The sequence below is a fragment of the Vibrio sp. 10N.222.49.C9 genome (genome assembly GCF_041474985.1).
Lineage (GTDB): Bacteria > Pseudomonadota > Gammaproteobacteria > Enterobacterales > Vibrionaceae > Vibrio > Vibrio crassostreae_C.
This window is the reverse complement of record NZ_JBFRVD010000067.1, coordinates 44,251-64,643: the sequence shown is the minus strand read 5'-3', so window position 1 is coordinate 64,643 and position 20,393 is coordinate 44,251. Positions and strand designations below refer to the sequence as shown.

14 protein-coding genes are annotated in these 20,393 nt (G+C 45.8%); 8 read left to right on the top strand and 6 right to left on the bottom strand.

Translation table 11 applies throughout. From position 1 onward, the window contains the following. Window positions 1–47: 47 nt before the first annotated feature. Complete coding sequence (locus AB4585_RS21370) at window positions 48–944, bottom strand: LysR family transcriptional regulator (protein WP_372148373.1); 897 nt, start codon at window positions 942–944, stop codon at window positions 48–50. Window positions 945–1,152: 208 nt separating this feature from the next. On the opposite strand from AB4585_RS21370, the gene AB4585_RS21365 reads away from it, so the two are divergent. The 4 genes from AB4585_RS21365 to recD all read left to right on the top strand — a co-directional run bounded on the left by AB4585_RS21365 (window position 1,153) and on the right by recD (window position 12,001). Then, a complete protein-coding gene (locus tag AB4585_RS21365; protein ID WP_017071043.1) occupies window positions 1,153–2,103 on the top strand; it encodes a TDT family transporter in 951 nt (316 codons plus the stop codon). A gap of 127 nt (window positions 2,104–2,230) precedes the next feature. Next, a complete protein-coding gene (gene recC / locus AB4585_RS21360) occupies window positions 2,231–5,707 on the top strand; it encodes an exodeoxyribonuclease V subunit gamma (RefSeq protein ID WP_372170839.1) in 3,477 nt (1,158 codons plus the stop codon). Window positions 5,708–6,116: 409 nt separating this feature from the next. After that, complete coding sequence (gene recB, locus AB4585_RS21355) at window positions 6,117–9,791, top strand: exodeoxyribonuclease V subunit beta (protein ID WP_372170836.1); 3,675 nt, start codon at window positions 6,117–6,119, stop codon at window positions 9,789–9,791. Continuing rightward, window positions 9,791–12,001: an exodeoxyribonuclease V subunit alpha gene (gene recD / locus AB4585_RS21350; protein WP_372170834.1), complete on the top strand. Its 2,211-nt coding sequence runs from the start codon at window positions 9,791–9,793 to the stop codon at window positions 11,999–12,001. The genes recB and recD overlap by 1 nt, the downstream gene beginning before the upstream one ends. An 81-nt stretch (window positions 12,002–12,082) precedes the next feature. On the opposite strand, the gene AB4585_RS21345 is transcribed toward recD, so the two are convergent. After that, the gene (locus AB4585_RS21345; protein WP_046224581.1) at window positions 12,083–12,274 is read right to left on the bottom strand and encodes a hypothetical protein; all 192 of its coding nucleotides are present in this window, start codon (window positions 12,272–12,274) and stop codon (window positions 12,083–12,085) included. 283 nt (window positions 12,275–12,557) lie between these two features. Beyond that, window positions 12,558–13,895, bottom strand: a complete 1,338-nt coding sequence (gene argA / locus AB4585_RS21340; RefSeq protein ID WP_017065782.1) for an amino-acid N-acetyltransferase — start codon at window positions 13,893–13,895, stop codon at window positions 12,558–12,560. Between the two features lie 161 nt (window positions 13,896–14,056). On the opposite strand from argA, the gene AB4585_RS21335 reads away from it, so the two are divergent. The 4 genes from AB4585_RS21335 to csdE all read left to right on the top strand — a co-directional run bounded on the left by AB4585_RS21335 (window position 14,057) and on the right by csdE (window position 17,113). Continuing rightward, entirely contained in the window at window positions 14,057–14,530 is a 474-nt protein-coding gene (locus tag AB4585_RS21335) for a DUF2850 domain-containing protein (RefSeq protein ID WP_017064193.1), read from the top strand. 81 nt (window positions 14,531–14,611) lie between these two features. Continuing rightward, window positions 14,612–15,724 (top strand): murein transglycosylase A, encoded by a 1,113-nt coding sequence (gene mltA, locus AB4585_RS21330; protein ID WP_017064192.1) that lies wholly within the window; start codon window positions 14,612–14,614, stop codon window positions 15,722–15,724. Between the two features lie 113 nt (window positions 15,725–15,837). Continuing rightward, entirely contained in the window at window positions 15,838–16,647 is an 810-nt protein-coding gene (gene tcdA / locus AB4585_RS21325; protein ID WP_017059899.1) for a tRNA cyclic N6-threonylcarbamoyladenosine(37) synthase TcdA, read from the top strand. A 37-nt stretch (window positions 16,648–16,684) separates the two neighbouring features. Then, the gene (gene csdE / locus AB4585_RS21320; protein WP_017059900.1) at window positions 16,685–17,113 is read left to right on the top strand and encodes a cysteine desulfurase sulfur acceptor subunit CsdE; all 429 of its coding nucleotides are present in this window, start codon (window positions 16,685–16,687) and stop codon (window positions 17,111–17,113) included. 69 nt (window positions 17,114–17,182) lie between these two features. Here csdE and csdA read toward each other — a convergent pair whose 3' ends face one another. The 3 genes from csdA to AB4585_RS21305 form a co-directional block, all read right to left on the bottom strand. Further along, window positions 17,183–18,394: a cysteine desulfurase CsdA gene (gene csdA, locus AB4585_RS21315; protein WP_171732567.1), complete on the bottom strand. Its 1,212-nt coding sequence runs from the start codon at window positions 18,392–18,394 to the stop codon at window positions 17,183–17,185. 87 nt (window positions 18,395–18,481) lie between these two features. Continuing rightward, complete coding sequence (gene panE / locus AB4585_RS21310) at window positions 18,482–19,375, bottom strand: 2-dehydropantoate 2-reductase (protein ID WP_017059902.1); 894 nt, start codon at window positions 19,373–19,375, stop codon at window positions 18,482–18,484. 111 nt (window positions 19,376–19,486) lie between these two features. Then, on the bottom strand, window positions 19,487–20,302 hold the full coding sequence (locus tag AB4585_RS21305; protein ID WP_102320250.1) for an outer membrane protein OmpK: 816 nt from the start codon (window positions 20,300–20,302) through the stop codon (window positions 19,487–19,489). Between the last annotated feature and the right edge of the window lie 91 nt (window positions 20,303–20,393).

Here is a 20,393-nt window from a genome sequence, read left to right as displayed (position 1 = left end):
ACAGTTTCTGATGTTAAAAGTCCAGTTGGAGCCCGTACTATGCGGCCTCAATCTTGATGTGCCGCCCAGTCTTCACAATAACTCATGAAAGATTTCAGCAGTGGGCTTTGATATTTGTCTTTATGGACCAGCATCCAGAATCGGCGTTTCATATCAAGTGGCACATTAAGCGCTTTTACTCGGCCTGAATCGATCGCTCGCTGAGCAGCTAAACGAGACAAACAGGCAAAGCCAAGACCGGCAGAAACAGAGTTGATGATTGCTTCTGTGGTGTTGAGTTCAAAAGATTCATACCAATGTTCGATGCGCGGTGCGACGGCACGAAGGAAAAACTCGCGAGTCCCTGAGCCTGATTCACGTAAAATCCAATGGCTGTCTTCTAAATCGCTTAAAATCACTTTTTCTTTGGCAACGAGAGGATGTTGATTACTAACAATAATGCACATTTCATCGCTGCTAAACTGACTCGAAATGAGTTCAGGGTGTAATGTTTTTCCTTCAATTAGCGCGATATCCAGTTCATAATCCACCAACTTTTGGCAGATCAGTGCACTGTTTGAAATGAACAAGCTTTGATCCTGATGTTGAGTTCGTTCGCGAAAGCATGACAAAATAAACGGTGCGACCTGATTACCAATCGTGTCACTCGCGCCGACCTTTAGATTGCCACTTAAAGGCTGATCATCACGGAACAAAACATCAATACCAGCAGCACGATGTAATATTTCATCCGCCAATGGAAGTAACTTATGTCCCTCTTGGTTGAGAATTAATCGGTTGTTGACCCGGTCAAATAGAGAGTGGCCGAGTTGTTTCTCCATTTCGCCTAGTGCCATGCTGACCGCAGCTTTAGACAGAAACAGAGCCTCAGAGGCAGCAGTCAATGTCGAGTGCTGAGTAATAGTGACGAACACTTTGAGCTGTTTTATTGAAATATTAGCCATCAGATTCCTAGTTTTACTCTGCTGGTGAAAATGGATTCTGTTCAGTATTGATGAACACTTGTTATATATAATTGGATATTGTTTAACGAAGCGCAAGCGTATTATGGCTTCAACAAGCTGATGAGTTCACAAGTTTAGTGAATTAGGTTTAAGAGAGGCTGACATGATTCAACGTATTAAATATAGATTAACAGGAGCTCCAACACCCATGGCAGGGTTAGCACTCGCAATTGCAAGCTTAGGCTGGTGTTGGGATGGTGTTCTAGTCGCACAAGGTATCTTACATACACCGGGTTTGGTGCAGTGGATCAGTGCTGGCATTGCGGCGGTATTACTTCTTGTTTTAGCTGTGAAATTTTTGATTCATGGTCACCTATTGCGTGAAGATCTTGCTCACCCTGTTGTCGGCAGTGTGGTACCAACATTTGCAATGGGGTGCATGGTGGTGTCAGCGTCTTTGGCGCCAATCTCTCAATTCTTACAAGAAGCTATGTGGTTGGCTTCTGTGGCTTTGCATGTTGTGTTTCTAACGAGCTTTTTGTACCACAGAGCTAAAAACTTTGAGATTCACCACATGGTGCCAAGCTGGTTTGTGCCACCGATCGGTATTATCGTCGCTGACGTCTCTTTCTCAGGTAATCCAGTTTTAGAGCCAGTAGCTAACGCGACTTTGGTATTCGGCTTATTGGTTTACGCAGTAATGCTACCAATCATGGTTTACCGTTTGATCTTCTCTCACGAAGTGCCAGATGCTGCAAAACCAACGATTGCGATTATGGCAGCACCGGCAAGCCTATCTTTGGCGGGTTACTTAACCGTTACTGCTAACCCTTCACCTGTGATCATTGGTTTACTATTTGGTATTGCAGTGTTGATGACGTTCATTATCTATATGGCGTTTTTCAAACTACTTCGTCTTCCATTTAGCCCTGGTTATGCAGCGTTTACCTTCCCAATCGTGATTGGTGCAACAGCCTTGTTCAAACTGGCTGCGTGGATGCAAGCACAAGGTATTGAAGCGCATTACATCAATCAAGTGTTTGGCCTAGCGTATCTAGAATTGATTGTGGCAACGTTTGTAGTGGGTTATGTGGCGGTTCGTTATTACATGAATTACAAACCTCACCGTGTTCTAAGCGCGGTAGGCAGTAGATTGTAAGAAGCAATAGTTCAAAAGATAAACGGAGCTTAAGTTTTCAGTATTTCATAAGCTTATATTCCTAATCCAAACTCGGCACTTATGCTAATCTGGCTTTATATTGTGGCAAGATTAGCGTGAGTGCACTTTGTTTACTGTTTACCATTCCAATAAAGTCGATACTTTAAAAATCCTTCTCGTTCATTTAATCAAAAGTGATCCTTTAGCCAACCCTTTCGAAAAAGAGCAGATCTTGGTTCAGAGCCCAGGTATGTCTCAATGGCTTAAGATGGAACTCGCCAAAGAGTTTGGTGTAGCAGCAAATATAGACTTTCCTCTTCCAGCAACCTTCATTTGGGGTATGTTTACCCAAGTGCTTCCTGATGTACCTAAACGCAGTGCTTTTAACAAGGAAGCGATGACATGGAAGCTGATGAGTTTGTTACCCGCTAAGCTTGACCACCCTGATTTTTTACCTCTACAACGCTACCTTGAAAACGACGAAGATGATTCGAAGTTGTACCAATTGGCAGAGAAAATTGCCGACATCTTCGATGGTTACTTGGTGTATCGACCGGAGTGGATGGCGATGTGGGAAGCGGGAGAGCCCGTTGCCGAGTTAATTGATGATGGGGGGCAACAAGAACATCCTTGGCAGCCAATTTTGTGGAAGACACTCTATGAGCAAACCCTGTCTCAAGGCCAATCGAAGTATCACCGTGGTAACTTGTATCACGACTTTATTGAAGCGTTAGCCAATCAACAAGGTCAGCTACAACACTTACCTAAGCGTCTGTTTGTGTTTGGTATCTCTTCGCTGCCTCCTCGTTATATGGACGCGTTGAAAGCACTTGGTGAGCAGATTGATGTTCATTTGATGTTTACCAACCCTTGCCAACATTATTGGGGCGATATTCGCGATCGTAAATACTTGGCAAGAGTTGAAGCGCAGCGTCGTAAGCAGTTTGCGTTGGTTGATGGTTTACCTCAGCTAGAAGGTGAAGTATCACCTTTGAAAGATGGCATTGAAGCCAACGTTGAAGATGAACTGCATACTAGCCAAGCTGTCGGTAATAGCTTGTTGGCGTCTATGGGTAAATTGGGCAGAGATAACCTGTTTTTGCTATCTCAATCAGACAGTGAAGAGCACGAGTTCTTTATTGATGTAGAGAGAGACAGCCTGCTCCATCAATTGCAAGCCGATATTCTCCAGCTAGAAGAACATCAAGTTGATCACATCTTAGATTCCAGCAATCATAAACAGGTGGTTGAGCTTGGCGATCGCTCTCTGACCGTACATGCGTGTCACAGCCCAATGCGTGAGGTGGAAGTTCTTCATGACCAGCTATTGGCGATGTTTGATGCCGACCCGACCCTGAAACCACGCGATATCATCGTGATGGTGTCTGACATTAATGCTTATAGCCCAGCGATTCAGGCGGTATTTGGTAATGCTCCGGGTGAGCGTTATATCCCTTACTCGATCTCTGATAGAACTGCAGACCAAGAAAGCCCAATTCTGACCGCTTTCATGCAATTGGTCGCGCTACCGAACACGCGCTGTTTAGCCTCTGAGTTGCTAGAGCTGTTAGAAATTCCTGCGATGATGGCACGCTTTGGTATTGACGAGTTTCAATTCGAACAAGCTAAGCAGTGGGTTGAAGAAGCGGGTATCCGCTGGGGCGTCGATTCTTCTACGGCAACAGAGTTTGATTTGCCTGCCACCGAGCAAAATACCTGGCTATTTGGTATTCAGCGTATGTTACTGGGCTATGCGATGTCAGACTCTGCGGGCTTGTTTGAAACTGAACATTCTCCGATTGCGGCTTATAACGAAGTTCAGGGTATTAACGCCGAACTTGCGGGTAAGTTAGCGCACTTTATTGACCGTATCGCTCATTACCGCCAACGACTAACTGAAACCCAATCAATCGATATGTGGCGTGAAACCTTGCTGCAAATGATTGATGATTTTTTTGCGGTTGAGCTGGAAGGTGAGGTGGTGCTTAAGTCGATTCGTGATGCACTTTCACAACTGAATGAACAGCTTGATGATGCCTTGTATGAGCAAGAGTTGTCGCCGAGTATCATCTATCAGTACTTAAATAATAAACTGTCGGGCGCCCGTATCAGTCAGCGTTTCTTAGCGGGACAAGTTAACTTTTGTACCTTGATGCCGATGCGTTCTATTCCGTTCAAAACCGTCTGTTTGTTAGGCATGAATGATGGGGTTTACCCTCGCTCAATGCCGCCAGAAGGTTTTGACCTGATGAACGGGCGCACTCGACCTGGTGATCGTTCTCGTCGTGATGATGACCGTTATCTATTCCTAGAAGCAATGCTGTCAGCACAAGAGTGTTTATACATCAGCTATGTCGGCCGTTCGATTCAAGATAATACTGAGCGAGTACCGTCGGTATTGGTTTCTGAGTTGATTGAGTACTGCCACCAGAACTACTGCCTAAGTGCAGATCAAGCGTTACCAAGTGATGATTCTGGTATCAAACTGACTCAAGCAATCAGCTTTGAACACACCATGACACCATTTAGCCCAGCAGCCTTTACGCAAGGTGATGCAGGTCATGTATTGAGCTACGCCAAAGAATGGCTTCCTGCGGCAAATCGTTCTGGTGAGCGCAGTGGTGAATTCAATCGCGCTTTGGATGACTATTTGCTTGGTGCGAGCTATCCGTTAGAACTCGATTTGGTTGAGCTACAGCGTTTCTGGCGTTTGCCGGTGCAATACTTCTTTAATCGCCGTCTAAAAGTCGTGTTTGAGCCACCGCTTCCGGTAATGGAAGACGACGAGCCGTTCGTGCTTAATGGCTTAGAAAGCTTCCAGCTTAAAGATGCGCTGCTGCAAGTGTTGCTGGACCACCCAGAAGGCGCAGACGAAGCGGTGCGACTGTTTGTCTCTGAGCAAAAAGCCCAAGGTCGATTACCGGTCGGCGCCTTCGGTGACATCGAATTTGAAACCAACCGTGTTCAAGCGGAAGACTTAGCCAAAGAGATTAGATTTGTGAGCGGATCACCGCAGCAAGATCTCGAAGTGAATATCGAGTTTGACGTGTTAGGCGAAGGTAAGCCTGTTCGCTTGATGGGGTGGTTAACTCAAAACTATCAATCAGGTCTAGTGCGTTTCCGTAGCGGCAAAATACGCTCTCAAGATTACTTGGCTGCGTGGATTGCTCATCTATCCTGCGCTGTTATGGGACACGGAAAAACGACCCATATTATTGGCTATGACAGAAAAGAGGGCGTGGTTCACCAAACGCTACAACCTATCGGCGATGCGCAGCAAGCGAAGAGTATATTAGCTGAGTTAGTACGACTGTTTTATCAAGGTATGACTGCACCATTGCCATACTTCCCGAAAACGGCATTAGCTGGTGTTGAAGCGGGCTTTAGCCGTGGTAAGTGGGTCGATGATGAAGAAAAGTCACTCAAGAAAATGGCCGATACTTTTAATGACAGCTTCGCTTTCACTGGCGAGGGGCGAGATACCTACATCTCGCGTATTTGGCCTAAATGGGACGATGAGCTGGCTGCTGAGTCGCGTATGTATTCAACGCTTGTGTTACAGGCGGCAAGGTTGGCGGCGGCTGATCTGGAAGATCAGGAGTAAGTGGCAGTGATCGACAAGATCAGTAGCGTTTGCGCTGAATTATTGAATGATGAAAGAGAGTCGCTGGTAAGCGTTTGGTACGCTTGCTTTCAAGATGAAGGGAATCAAGGTGAATAGAAGCAAGGTACAGGAAATAAAGTGGCCGCCAGTAAATCATTATTAGTGTAGGGCGTTCGCTGTACGGCCACAGGTCAGAGGGACCATTATTCTGTGGTTCAAAGTAACGCCGTAAAGTACAAAACTCGTACGCGCTCCTGAACTCGTGGGCGCATAGTAGCGAGGCGATCCGAATTGATCCGTGAGAGAGATCGCACTAACTATTAACAAATTAGCGTAGGACGTAAATTGAATGACGTTTTCCACGCTAGGTCACATTTGTAACAACACATTTATCAGAAGGCAGTAAGGCATGACGACCACAAGCAGTGTTCAGGTAATCGCTCCACAGACACTCGATACCATGACGTTTCCACTTCATGGCGCGCGTTTAATTGAAGCATCAGCGGGTACAGGTAAAACATTTACCATCGCTGGCTTGTACTTACGCCTACTGCTCGGGCATGGCACGGCCGCTCCACAAGGTGATCTGACTGAAGCCACTCGACACCATGAGCCGCTAACCGTAGACCAAATTCTGGTGGTGACCTTTACTGAAGCAGCTACGGCTGAGCTGCGAGATCGTATTCGTGCTCGTATTCATGATGCACGCATTGCGTTTGCACGTGGGCAAAGTGACGACCCAGTGATTGCGCCTTTGTTACAAGCCATCGATGATCATGCTGGCGCGGCTAAAACTCTGCTTAACGCTGAAAGACAAATGGATGAGGCTGCGGTATACACCATTCACGGTTTCTGTCAGCGAATGTTGACTCAAAATGCTTTTGAGTCTGGAAGCCGCTTTGATAACGAATTTGTGACCGATGAAAGCCACCTAAAAGCACAAGTAGTTGCTGACTATTGGCGTAAACAGTTTTACCCGCTGCCCATTCAACTGGCTGGTGAGGTTCGTAATATCTGGGGTTCACCGGCTGCATTATTAGCAGACGTAAATCGTTATCTGACAGGATCTCCGCTGAAATTGACGGTAGATGCGATGTCGGGCGACTTGCAAACTCTGCACAACCAAAACCTAGATAAAGTGAAGCAACTTAAAGCGCTGTGGTGTGAATCCGAAGCGGACTTTTTGGCTTTGATCTCTGCTTCGGATGTGAACAAACGTAGCTACACCAAGAAGTCTCTGCCGACATGGTTAGAAGCAGTGACAGCATGGGCGCAGAGCGACACTCATGATTATCAATATCCAGATAAGTTAGAGAAGTTCTCGCAAGCCACTCTCATTGAAAAAACACCGAAAGGCACTGCACCTCAGCATGCAGTTTTCGGAGCGATTGAGGATTTCTTAAATCACCCAGCTGATTTGAAAGCTCCGTTATTGGCGCATGCGATTACTCATTGTCGAACTATGCTCGCCAAGGCGAAACAGCAAAAGCAGTGGTTGTCGTTTGATGACCTACTGACCCAGTTATCTGCGTCGATCGATGTCGATGAGCAGTCACTGCTGGTGGAAAGGATTCGCACGCTCTACCCGGTGGCGATGATCGATGAATTTCAGGATACCGACCCACTGCAATACAGTATTTTTAGCCGAATCTATCTTGATAATCCGCAGTGCGGCTTGTTTATGATCGGTGACCCAAAGCAGGCTATTTATGGCTTTCGTGGCGCAGATATCTTTACCTATATCAAGGCGAGAAACCAAGTTAGTGCTCACTACACCTTAGGCACTAACTGGCGTTCAAGTGCCGATATGGTCAGCGCAGTAAACCAAGTTTTTATGAACTCGGATAGCCCGTTTATCTACGATCAAGACATTCCATTCTTGCCCGTTGCTGCCAGTCCATCGGCCGACAAACGCCAATGGGTAATGAACGGAGAAACTCAGCACGCACTCACCTTTTGGCTGCAAGAGGCTGAAGACAAGCCGTTACCAAAGGGCGAATATCACAAGGCAATGGCAGAGGCGACGGCGAGTCAAATTCAAACCATTCTGACCGCTTCTCAAAACCAGCAAGCCTATTTTGATAACGGCAAAAAACAACATGCCGTGAATGCGGGTGATATTGCTGTCTTGGTTCGAACCGGCAGTGAAGGTCGCCTGATCAAAAATGCGCTGTCTGAACAAGGCATTGCGAGTGTGTATTTGTCGAACCGAGACAGTGTGTTTACCAGCTTAGTCGCACAAGATATTCAACGCTTGCTACAAGCTGTGCTGACACCTGAAAACGATCGAGCATTACGCGCCAGTTTAGCGTCGGAGTTGTTTGCTCTGGATGCCGCATCATTGGATGAACTCAACAACGATGAAGTGGTGTGGGAAAACGTCGTTAACGAGTTTAGAGAATATCGTAAGTTGTGGCTTCAGCGCGGCGTGTTGCCAATGCTTCGCAGCGTGATCAGTAAACGACATCTCGCGGAACGCTTACTGGAAGAAGAAAATGGTGAGCGCTCACTCACTGATTTAATGCACATTGGCGAATTGTTGCAACAAGCTAGGCAGGAGCTCGACAGTGACTATGGCTTGTTGCGTTGGTTGGCAGAAGCGATATCAGATGCACAAAATGGTTTAGGCGGCAGTGAAGATGACATTCAACGTCTTGAGTCAGAGAGAAACTTGGTTCAAATCGTTACTATTCACAAATCGAAAGGTTTGGAATATGACCTTGTATTCCTCCCATTTGTCGCGAGTTACCGAGAAGCGAGCGAAGGCAAGTTCTACGACCATGACTCAGATACCACGGTACTTGATATTACGGGTAGCGATAGTGCCTTAGCGCAAGCCGACAAAGAGCGATTGGCGGAAGACTTACGTTTGATTTACGTGGCGCTGACTCGTGCTGTTTATGGATGTTTTATTGGCATGGCACCGCTACGTAAAGGGCGTTCAACCAAAGAGCCGACCGGCGTTCACTTGAGTGCCATGGGCTATTTGGTTCAAAACGGACAAGAGCAAGGCATCGCCGAGTTGCATCAAGCTCTATCGGCTATTGAGGGTAAGAATTCCAGTGTGCTGTTAGCCGAAACACCTACCGCTCACGAACAAATTTTTGTGCAAACAGAGCAAGTGAGTGACGACTTACAGGCCAGTGAACTTAAGGCTTCAATTGACCGAGCTTGGCGTATCACCAGTTACTCGGGGCTTGTCAAACAGGGCAGTCACGGTGCGAGTCATGACGCGACCATTGAGGTGTCTGGTTTTGATATTGACTCGGCTGATGAGCAGGATGAGTCTGAGTTGATTGAGCCTGAACGCTCTATCTTTACGTTCCCTCGTGGTGCTCGCCCAGGTACTTTCTTACACACCTTGTTTGAGGAGGTTGAATTTACCGAGCCAGCAACCAGTGAACATAACACGCAAGTAATCACTCACTTATTAGAATCAGAGCAATATGAATTAGAGTGGCTACCTGTGCTTCAGCAACTGGTCGATACAGTGCTGAACACCGCATTAGACGGCAAGAACTTAAAGCTAAGCGAGAAAGACTCGACGCAACGTTTAGTTGAGATGGAATTCTTACTGCCGATCGAAGTATTGGCTGCATCTGAACTGAATCAAACCATTCAATATCACGATCCATTGTCAGCCAAAGCGGGCGATCTAGGTTTCCAAACCGTGCAAGGTATGTTGAAAGGCTTCATCGATTTGGTGTTTGAGCACCAAGGTAAATACTATGTACTCGACTGGAAATCGAATCACTTAGGAGATGATGTTGCTGTCTACCATGGCGAGGCATTGAAATCGGCGATGGCCGACCATCGCTATGATTTGCAATATCAAATCTATGCATTGGCGTTGCACCGTTTCTTACGCAGCCGCGTTGCCAATTACAGCTACGAACAACATTTTGGTGGCGTGTACTACTTGTTCTTACGAGGAATGGACGGCCAATCTCAGCAAGGTATTTTCTCGGCCAAACCAACACTGGCTTTACTTGATGAAATGGATCAATTGATTGACGGTAAAGTGATAGACAGACGTTCGGCACAATTGAATGACGATGAAACTGGACAGATGGGGCTTTTATAATGACAACAACGACCACTAATACCGGCATAGATACTGCGAACACAGCAAAGCCAGTTTCACTTATTCCTGAGCAACTGATGGATGTACTCCAGTTTCTTGCGGATAAGGGTTCTATTCGTCAGTTGGATTATCAATTTGCCCGTTTTCTTGCTCAGCAAGCCACGAGCTACCCTCAAGAGATCGGCTTTCTCGCGGGGGTAGTGAGCCATGAATTAGGCAAAGGACACATTTGTACTCAGCTTATACAGCAGCATACGACAGGCCCTGAACTAGCGGCAGATCTTGCTCAGTTACTTGGGTTATACGGTGAAACTGCACTGCAATTGAACCAAAAACTGTTGGGTATTGATTGGGTGGCTGTGCTTCAATCATCAAACTTAGTGGGAACGACCAACGATTGTGTTAAGCCTCTAATGTTCGATGGGCAGCGTGTCTATTTACAGCGTTATTGGAACTACGAAGTTGTGTTGGCTGAGACCTTAAACCGTTTAAGTAAGCCGGTAGAGTTCAATACTGAGCAGAAAAAAGCGCTGACTGAAACGCTCAATCTGCTTTTTGCACGTAGCTATCATTTTCTGTTTAACGCCTTAGCCAGGGCTGAAGCAAATCAGCAGACGTCTCAGGTATTACGCCAACAATTGGTGTGTGACCATCTTGATATTGTGAATGAGCAGGCTTTAGATTGGGGATCAATCGACCAAGCGATTGTACAAGCTAAGCAGGTGACGGACTTAGATGTGTTGGACGACTTGGTGCCGTTATCGGCATGTTTGAACTGGCAAAAAGTCGCGGCAGCGGTGGCGCTGAGTCGTCGTTTTGCGGTGATTTCTGGTGGGCCGGGTACTGGTAAAACAACCACGGTAACCAAATTACTGTCGGCGATGGTCGAGCAATCTCTCAGCCAAGGTAAAACACCAACGATTAAGCTAGTGGCACCAACGGGTAAAGCGGCGGCGCGTTTAACCGAGTCGATCGGTAAAGCAATTGAACAGCTGCCATTAGCGCCTGAAGTGAAAGCCAACATACCGACCGAATCGAGCACCTTACACAGATTACTCGGCGCGATTCCTAACCGTGCTGAGTTTAGGCATAATCGACGCAATCCACTCCACCTTGATATCTTGGTAGTGGATGAAGCTTCAATGGTTGATCTGTCGATGATGTATAAGCTGGTGGATGCACTTCCTGAGCACGCAAGGCTCATCTTATTGGGTGATAAAGACCAACTCGCTTCAGTAGAGGCAGGTGCTGTGCTCGGTGATATCTGTTCATTCAACTCTGCAGGGTACAGCACAGCGCAAGGCAATTTGATTGCAGAGATGACAGGTTTTGATGCGATAGCTAAACCAAGACAAGACAAAGCTGGAGCGGTGAATCCGCCTGCGATTGCGGATAGCTTGTGTATGCTGCAGAAGAGTTATCGTTTCGATGCGCGCTCCGGTATCGGTCAGCTGGCAAAAGCAATCAATAATGGTTCTGCGAATCAAGTAGACCAAGTGTTTGCCAAAGGTTTTGGCGATATCGAAAACCAACCTCTGTCGAGTGACAGCTATAACCTGATGCTGCGTACTTTGGTTAACGAGTATGGTGCGTACCTCAATAGAATGAATGTGCCGTTGGAAGAGTTAGAAACTCAAGAAGCGAGAGCGAAATCGGTACTCGATTTGTTCAGCCAATGCCGACTGTTGTGTTCCATTCGTGAAGGGGATTTTGGTGTTAAAGGCCTCAACCACAGAATTGAAAGAGCACTGGCCGCAAGGCGTTTGGTGAGCCCTCATAATGATGAGCTGTGGTATCACGGACGTCCTGTTATGGTGACGCGAAATGATCATGGCTTGGGTTTGTACAATGGTGATATTGGTATCTGTATGCTTGAGGCGGGTTCTAGTCAACCTGACTTAACCCCTCGTTTGAAGGTCTATTTTGAGTTGCCCGATGGCAGCGTAAAAGCTGTGCTACCAAGCCGAGTGCCCGATCATGAAACGGCTTATGCAATGACAATACACAAATCTCAGGGTAGTGAATTTGATCTGACCTTAATGATCTTGCCGCCAGATTTCAGCCCTATTTTAACGCGGGAGCTTATCTATACAGGTATTACACGTGCGAAGAAACGACTGATGATGTTCAGCGATACAAATGTGTTGAAGCGTGGGATTAAGGTGAAAACAGAGCGAGTGAGTGGTTTAGGCAGTCGCTTAACGAATTAGTCGTTATGGACGGCTAGAGAAGGTTTTGAACTTAGGGCTAGACAAACACAAAGCAACCATCCTTGGTTGCTTTGAGCGTTATTAGGAATCAGAGCCTAAAAACGCTCGAGTAAACGATATGTGGTTTATCTTGTACTTTGCTTGGCAATTCAAAATAAACTCTTTTAGATTCTCGCTAACAGGGAACACGCAGTGTACGTCTAGCCCTTCTAAGAATTGGTTATCAGCCATATCCCAAAAACTTTGCAGCGAGTTACAAACAATGGTTCTCATATCAATATTGCTCTTTTTGCTGTTTATATTAACGAGCAGAGCTAATGTTAGCGTGCTGGCCGTCAACGGGTATAGCAATCCGTGCAGTGACCACCTCAATGAGTTCGACATGACTATCGAGATGGCAATTCCAATAAAAACATTTGTTAAGATTATTAAAGCGTCTAAATTCTATACAATTATACGTGTGAGTGAAAGTGCATAGTTAATAAATCTCATATAGAAAACGATTACATTTGCAATTATTTTTCTGTCGAAGTGAGATTGTGCTCCAAAATTTTATTTATACGTTGAGCGCCAAGATCTTTGAGTTTCTCTGATAGTTGTATAACCCTTGTTTTTCCATCGGTAATTCATCAACCGCTATCTCGTAAAAACCCTGTTCACGGAACCAGTGAAGGCTGTGCGTAGTAAGGACAAAAATCTGGTCGATATCACGAGATTTTGATTGGTGACGCATGTAATCCAGCAACAATTGCCCACGGTTTCCATCGCGATAGTCAGGGTGAATCGCCACACACGCCATCTCTGCCATGTGATCTTCCGGATACGCATATAGTGCAGCGCAACCAATAATCAGTCCGTCTTTTTCGATAATCGTAAAGCGGTGAATCTCTTGTTCCAATTGTTCTCTTGAGCGACGAACGAGAATGCCTTGTTCTTCCAAAGGACGAATAAGGTCAAATATGCCACCAATATCGTCAATCTGAGCTTGTCTTACTTGCTCGGCACTAGCCATGACCACTTGGGTTCCAATACCGTCAAAAGAGAACAACTCTTGGATTAATGCGCCATCTACCTTGTAGCTGATTAGATGACAACGAGGCACACCAGCTCGACAAGCGGAGATCGCTCCTTTCAAGAAGCGCAGTGTTCCTGTGCTCATGTCTTCGGCAGGATTTTGAGATTCCGTTAATCGTTCTAGAATTTGCTTGGCATCTTTAGGGAAGAGTTCGGCGAGCACGTTACCGCGTTCATCTGTTACCCCTTGTTCGGAGCAGAAGCCAATCAGCTTGTCGGCCTTTAGACGAATAGCAACTTGGGTAGCGACCTCTTCAGAAAGTAGGTTAAAGCTTTCGCCTGTCACGGAGCTGGCAATAGGGCCAAGCAGTACAATTGAACCTTGGTCAAGCGTGCGATTGATCCCTTCGATATCGATTCGACGAATACGCCCGCTGTGGCAATAATCCGTACCGTCATCCACGCCAAGCGGTTGAGCCGTAATGAAGTTACCACTCATAACATTGAGTTGAGTGCCTGCCATCGGCGTGTTGTTTAAGCTCATTGAGAGGCGTGCGGTGATGGCAAGTTGAAGCTGTCCAGCAGCCTGCATAGCGACGCCCAAAGAATATTCATCAGTGACCCTAATATTCTTGTGATAAGGCGTATGGCAATCTTGCTTGGCGAGCAATTGGTTGATCTGCGGTCTTGCCCCGTGAACGAGAACAATCTTTACTCCAAGGCTGTGGAGCAAGGCTATATCACTAATAATGTTACCAAAGTTCCTGTCGGCAACGGCTTCGCCTCCCAGCATAATGACCATGGTTTTGCCACGGTGAGCATTTACGTAAGGGGTTGATTGTCTGAAACCTTTTACTAGCGCTGTACTTCTTAATTTCACAGAACAAGTCCATTTTGTTTATTTATTCGATAATTTAGCATTTAAATTCAAATGTAAACAACACCTTTTTGGAATAAAGCGCAAACTATTCTTATCTAGGCTTCAATATATAAACTGTCTCAGTGTAGAATGCGCATAGCATCCTTATGAGTAGTCACCGAATGCAACAAGCTCCAGCAACAAAGAACAAAATCGATGAGATAACCAAAGGTCTCTATAGCGAAGCTGATCAGCGCAATCAATCTAAGTTGAAGCGTAAGATCATTGAACGTTGTTTAATGGTTCTAGCCTTAGTGGGTTCGTTTGCGGTGGTTTCTTTGTTCGGCGATGTGCTTTCCCGAGTGCAAAATGCGGCGACGCCCGACAATCTGATATACGGCACTTGGATAGAGCAAGATGTTGCACATTATGCGACCGATGAGTTTGTTCTGAATGCTAATGGTGTGTCAGTTCGTGGGTCTGTTGTTTCGACGAGCTTTGACTTTGATGGAAACTACTTTGAATACAAGGCGGGTGATAAAACCTATCGCTTCCGCATGACCAATTCTGACAATACAGAAATGGTGCTCGATTCTGACAGTCACTACAATCCCATCTTCCGCCTTAAGGGCCATATCGATAACTCCGTCCGATAGGTTATCTTCTTGTAAACTCTTACAATCTAAGATTGTGTTATCTGACTGTTTTTGTCATCCTCGATGCATAGAATTTTTAGGATGACTCTTGTGATTAAAAAATGGCTTCCCCTTGTCGCTGCCTCTTTGTTATTTGGCTGTGCTCAACCCACTGATCTTGCTCAGCAACACCTTGATGACGAATTTCCTCGTACCTTGAATAAGGTCGATCAGGTTGAATCCAATAAACCAAGAGACTACACCGCATTTGCAGAACAAGCTGAGATGGTGGTTTCTAAATCCCCTTCGATGGCTAAAATCTATGAGCCGCTTTATCAACAACTCAATGAGTGGGCGATGCTGAGTGGAGATCCAAGCGAGCTAGCGAATTTTGGCGTTCAAACCGCTCAACTAGGTGGTGGTGATAAACAAGGCAATGTTTTGTTCACGGGCTACTTTTCTCCTGTGATGGAGCTGCGCCACGAAGCGAATGAAGAATATCGTTACCCTGTTTACGGGCTTCCTGAGTGTGGTAAAGAGTGTCCAACACGCCAAGAGATTTACAACGGCGCACTAGAAGGTCAGGGCCTTGAGTTAGGTTACTCAGCAAACCGTATCGACCCATTTATGATGGAAGTACAGGGCAGTGGATTTGTACACTTCGGTGATGATGACACGCTGCAGTATTTCGCCTACGCGGGTAAGAACAATAAAGCTTATGTGAGCATTGGCCGTGTTCTGATTGAACGAGGCTTAGTTCCACGCGAAAAAATGTCGCTAAAAGCAATCAAAGAGTGGGTATTGGCAAACGATCCTGAAGTGGTCAAAGAGCTGCTTGAGCAAAACCCATCTTTCGTGTTTTTTGAAGCGAGAGACGACCTATCTGTGATGGGTAGCGCGGGCATTCCTCTATTACCGATGGCGGCGGTTGCGGGCGATCGCTCTATCTTGCCTATGGGGACGCCGATTCTTGCTGAGGTTCCATTATTGAATGCTGATGGTACTTGGAGCGGCGCTCATCAACTAAGACTGCTATTGGTTTTGGATACGGGCGGCGCGGTTAAGCAAAACCATTTGGACCTTTACCACGGCATGGGCCCTCGAGCGGGTACAGAAGCGGGCCATTACAAGCATTTTGGTCGTGTGTGGAAGCTCGGTTTAGATGGCAGCGCAACTGAAGCGCCTTGGGCTTTGCCTCCTGAAAAGGTTGAGTAAGCTACAATAAAATAGGGCATTGAAAGCGAATCGCTAATCCCCTAGACTTTTTATTCAAGAGTGCGTATAAAACGCACTCTTTTCTTTTTCTCAGAAATAAATTGGCGGCAACAATGCGTGAATTGACCACTCCAGCTTCAGAAAACTATGACCAACGATTTGGTGGCACCCGTCGCCTATATGGCAATAGTGAAGTCGACATACTTAGAGCAGCACACGTGTGTGTGATCGGTATTGGTGGTGTCGGTTCATGGGCGGTTGAAGCGCTTGCTCGTACCGGTTTAGGTGAGCTGACTTTGATCGATATGGATGACGTGTGTGTAACTAACATCAACCGTCAGATCCACGCAATGTCGGGTACCGTTGGTAAAAGCAAAATCGAAGTGATGGCAGAGCGCGTTAAGCTGATTAACCCTGAGTGTAAAGTTAACCTGATTGACGACTTTATCGGCCCGGATAATCAGGCTGAATACCTATCGAAAGAGTTCGACTTTGTATTAGATGCGATTGACAGCATGAAAGCTAAGGCTTCACTATTGGCATATTGTCGTAGCAACAAAATCAAGGTGATCACCACTGGTGGTGCGGGTGGTCAAATCGATCCGACTCAAATCAAAGTGGCTGACTTGACTAAGACGATTCAAGATCCGCTAGCGAAGAAGCTAAAAGACACCCTTCGTCGTCATCATAATTTTCCTAAGAACCCTGCGCGTAAGTTTGGTATCGATTGTGTGTTCTCGACTGAGCAATTGAAATACCCTCAAGCCGACGGCAGTGTATGTGCTGCGAAAGCAACAGCGGAAGGTCCAAAACGCATGGACTGTGCGACGGGTTTTGGCGCTGCGACAGTGGTCACCGCGACTTTTGGTTTTGTGGCTGTTTCACGTATTGTTGAAAAGCTGATTCAAAAGCACGCTAAGTAACGTCTTTTACTCAATTAACAATCGACTGGATATTAAAATGACCACATTCCCAAGCTCTCCATTCGGCACTGAAATTACCAGTGATGATATCGTCGCGAAGATGCAGACATTCAGCGGCTGGGAAGACCGTTATCGCCAAGTGATTCAATGGGGTAAGAAACTGCCAACGATGCCTGATGAACTGAAAAGTGAGCAGGTGATTGTCTCTGGCTGTGAAAGCCAAGTGTGGTTGGTTTCTCAGAATATCGATGGTGTTTGGCACTTTTGTGCTGATTCTGATGCGCGTATCGTTCGCGGTCTGATTGCTTTGGTGATGGCTGCGTATGATGGAAAAACATCAGAGCAGGTTCAAGCGTTCGATATTGATGGTTACTTTGAACAAATCGGTCTAATTACCCACCTTAGCCCATCTCGCGGTAATGGATTAAAAGCGATTGTTGCTCAAATCCAAGAGCTAAGTGCTTAATATCTCCTTGATACACAGAAGCAAAAAGGGTTGACGTTAAACGCCAACCCTAAGTAATTTCGCTACTCCCTAAAGCATATCAACGGCTTTTTCTATCGCCGCTACGAGCTTTTCAACATCATCCATGTTGTTGTAAATACCAAATGAAATTCGAACCGTTCCTTTCACATTAAGTGCATCCATTAATGGGTGAGCACAATGATGTCCTGCACGTACTGCGATACCTTGCTGATCCAGTAGAGTCGCTATATCTTGATGGTGAACACCATCCATCACAAAAGTAATCACACTTGCGTTAGGTTGATACCCTAAAATCTGAATGTCATCCAGTTTACTGAGAGCAAGATAAGTCTCGTGTTGTAGTTGGTGGATATGATTTTCGACATCTTGTTGTACAAAACCACTTAACCATTCTATTGCGGTGCTTAGTGCTATGGCTCCTGCCACATTTGGCGTGCCCGCTTCGAATTTGCCAGGCAGTTCTGAAAAAGTAGTGCCAGAGAAAGAGACGCGCTCGACCATTTTGCCACCACCATGCCAAGGTGGCATCGCTTCTAACAATTCAAGCTTGCCGTAAAGCACACCGATGCCCGCAGGGGCATAGAGCTTGTGTCCAGAGAATACGTAGAAATCCGCACCTAAAGCTGCAACATCAATAGGCTCATGGACGATGCCTTGCGCGCCATCGACCACAACAATCGCATTCATCTTGTGTGCTTTTTCTATGACAGCTTCAATTGGCTGACGAGAACCCGTTACGTTGGTTACCTGAGCTAATGCAACAATCTTGGTTCGTTCATTTAAAAGCGTATCAAACGCGACTAGGTCAAATTCGCAATCCGGTGTCATCGGTACTTTAACGACTTTAGCCCCGGTTTGTTCTGCCACAATTTGCCAAGGAACTATGTTAGCGTGATGCTCCATTTCACTCACTAAGATCTCATCGCCAGGCTGAAGAATACTTCTTGCGTAAGTTTGAGCAATTAAATTGAGCGCTTCGGTTGCACCGCGAGTCCAGATGATCTCTTTTGAAGAGCTTGCACCGATAAACTGAGCGACCTTATCTCTGGCTGCTTCAAACTGACTGGTCGCGTTCGCTGTTAAACTATGGCTACCGCGGTGAACATTGGCATTTTGCTTGGAGTAATACTGGCTAATGGCATCAATAACTACCTGAGGTTTTTGTGTCGTTGCCGCGCTGTCTAAGTAAATCAATGGTTGTTGATTGATGGTTTGTGATAGCGCAGGGAACTGCTCTCGGATGTGATTGATATCAAGCATCTATTCTTACCTAAAATCTTGGAAATTGGTGCCAGCGTTATGCTTAGCGGTATTGTTATTTTATCGCGACTTGTTGACCGTTGCTGACTAATCTTGATGATTCCAGCTATTTTCTTGCTCTTTGACCTGATTGAACAGCTTTTGGTTAACGGGAACTTCTATCTGATGCTTAAGCGCTGTTTTTATTAGGTGTCCAGTGATGAAGTCGATCTCTGTCTTACGTTGGTAAAACATATCCTGCTTCATGGATGAGTTGTTTTGAGCCGTAGCGTGGATAACCTTGTTGACACTTGCTTCTAATCCGTCGAATGAACAAGCTATCTCTTCGGCCTGCATAACTTGTGTGAGCTCTTCAACGATAGAACTTAAAATACCCTCAAACCTTTGGTCTGCAAGTTCACCATTCTTGATTTGTTCCAACCCAGTAAGTGGGTTGATAGCACAATTTATGGCGAGTTTAGTCCAAAGCGCGGTTTTTATTTGTGGGTTCCAACTCACAGCGGGGAGAGCATGATCCAACACATCAACTAAAAACGTGCACTGCTGACCCGTTTGGTTAAAAGCACCTAACTGGGTTTGCCCTATTCCTGTGTGAGATACACTATTACGATCAGGTTTGAATGCTGCTTGGGTCGTGGTTGCCAATACTATCGGGTGAGTATCAATTTGAGTGGCGATGTTGTCGACCGCCCCCATTCCGTTATGCATGAATATGAGAATGGTGTCGGGATCGAGATGTTGAAGCAGTGGAGTGGTTGCTTCTGCTATTTGCCAAGCTTTGACCGTGAAAATAACCAAGTCACTCGCTGATAGCTTTTCGATATTGTTGTTACTGAAGGAAAGGGAAGCTTGTCCATCAAGTGATAAGTCAATTGAGTTATCAGTGGAACGACTCCACAAAGACACATTATGACCAGCTTGAAGTAGTTTTATTGCCCATAAAGAGCCGATGGCCCCTGGCCCAACAATAGTGATGTTCACAGCAATACCGAGATAAGAAAGTGATGCTGCAAGGATAGCTAGGCATTAAATGAAAGCAATAAAAAATGGCACCCTAGGGTGCCATTTTGGAAACTTTTCTTAGAAGTTCGATTAGAACTTGTAAGTTACTGCAACGTAGTGACCTACGCCAGAAGAATCAGCTTGTGAAGAAGCGTCCCATGGTAGGTCTGCACCATCTTTAAAGCCGTATACATCGCTGTATAGTTTCAGGCCGTAACCAACTGCAAAACGATCTGAGTGCCAGTAGATACCGTTGAACATTGCGCCGCCGTTGCTTACTTGAGCGTACTCATCTTTCATACCGAATTGGTAATCAATGTAACCTTGGTAAGAGATGAATGAACCGTTCTCGAAGAAGTAGAATGGCTTGAACCAGTTAGTCGAGATTTGGAAACCGTTCCAATCTTTTTGGTTTGAGTCGTATGTACCGTAAAGGTTTAGACCCATTTTACCGAACCATGGAACCATTACGTCAGAACCTAGACCAACTTTCTGAGTGTTAACACCACCGTTGTTACCATCCCACTCGAAAAGAGTTGAAAGGTATAGTTCTTCAACTGGACCGAAAGAAAGGTCTTTACCAGTTAGGCCGTCAAGAGACATACGAGGAGCAAACTTCATGAAGATTTTGCCATCTTTGTCTGCTTTGTCGCTGCTTGAGTCTGATGTTAGGTTAAATACATCAACATAGCCGTAAAGGTCGAAGATTCCAGAGCGACCACCAAATTCCATCTCTAGGTAATCATGAGTAGATTCGTAAGGACCTTTCTCGTTGATTGCACCCATGATGTTGAACTGCATCCACTTGTAATCGTTTTTGTGGATGTCGCCGTCAGAATAATCTGCTGCCATTACTGGAGCAGAAGTCGCTGCAAGTAGGCCAAGAGTTAAAAGTGATTTACGCATAATGGAACTCTCTATGTTTAAAATAAGTAACCCGCTAATCCGTGCGTGTTTGTGTGTCCGAATGCCGAGCATCATAGCGATTTTGTTCTCA

What these genes read in the sequence shown, in the direction of transcription:
- AB4585_RS21370 (WP_372148373.1), bottom strand. Translation starts at nt 944, where the DNA reads ATGGCTAATATTTCAATAAAACAGCTCAAAGTGTTCGTCACTATTACT.
- AB4585_RS21365 (WP_017071043.1), top strand. Translation starts at nt 1,153, where the DNA reads ATGGCAGGGTTAGCACTCGCAATTGCAAGCTTAGGCTGGTGTTGGGAT.
- recB (WP_372170836.1), top strand. Translation starts at nt 6,117, where the DNA reads ATGACGACCACAAGCAGTGTTCAGGTAATCGCTCCACAGACACTCGAT.
- recD (WP_372170834.1), top strand. Translation starts at nt 9,791, where the DNA reads ATGACAACAACGACCACTAATACCGGCATAGATACTGCGAACACAGCA.
- AB4585_RS21345 (WP_046224581.1), bottom strand. Translation starts at nt 12,274, where the DNA reads ATGAGAACCATTGTTTGTAACTCGCTGCAAAGTTTTTGGGATATGGCT.
- AB4585_RS21335 (WP_017064193.1), top strand. Translation starts at nt 14,057, where the DNA reads ATGCAACAAGCTCCAGCAACAAAGAACAAAATCGATGAGATAACCAAA.
- mltA (WP_017064192.1), top strand. Translation starts at nt 14,612, where the DNA reads ATGACTCTTGTGATTAAAAAATGGCTTCCCCTTGTCGCTGCCTCTTTG.
- tcdA (WP_017059899.1), top strand. Translation starts at nt 15,838, where the DNA reads ATGCGTGAATTGACCACTCCAGCTTCAGAAAACTATGACCAACGATTT.
- csdE (WP_017059900.1), top strand. Translation starts at nt 16,685, where the DNA reads ATGACCACATTCCCAAGCTCTCCATTCGGCACTGAAATTACCAGTGAT.
- csdA (WP_171732567.1), bottom strand. Translation starts at nt 18,394, where the DNA reads ATGCTTGATATCAATCACATCCGAGAGCAGTTCCCTGCGCTATCACAA.
- AB4585_RS21305 (WP_102320250.1), bottom strand. Translation starts at nt 20,302, where the DNA reads ATGCGTAAATCACTTTTAACTCTTGGCCTACTTGCAGCGACTTCTGCT.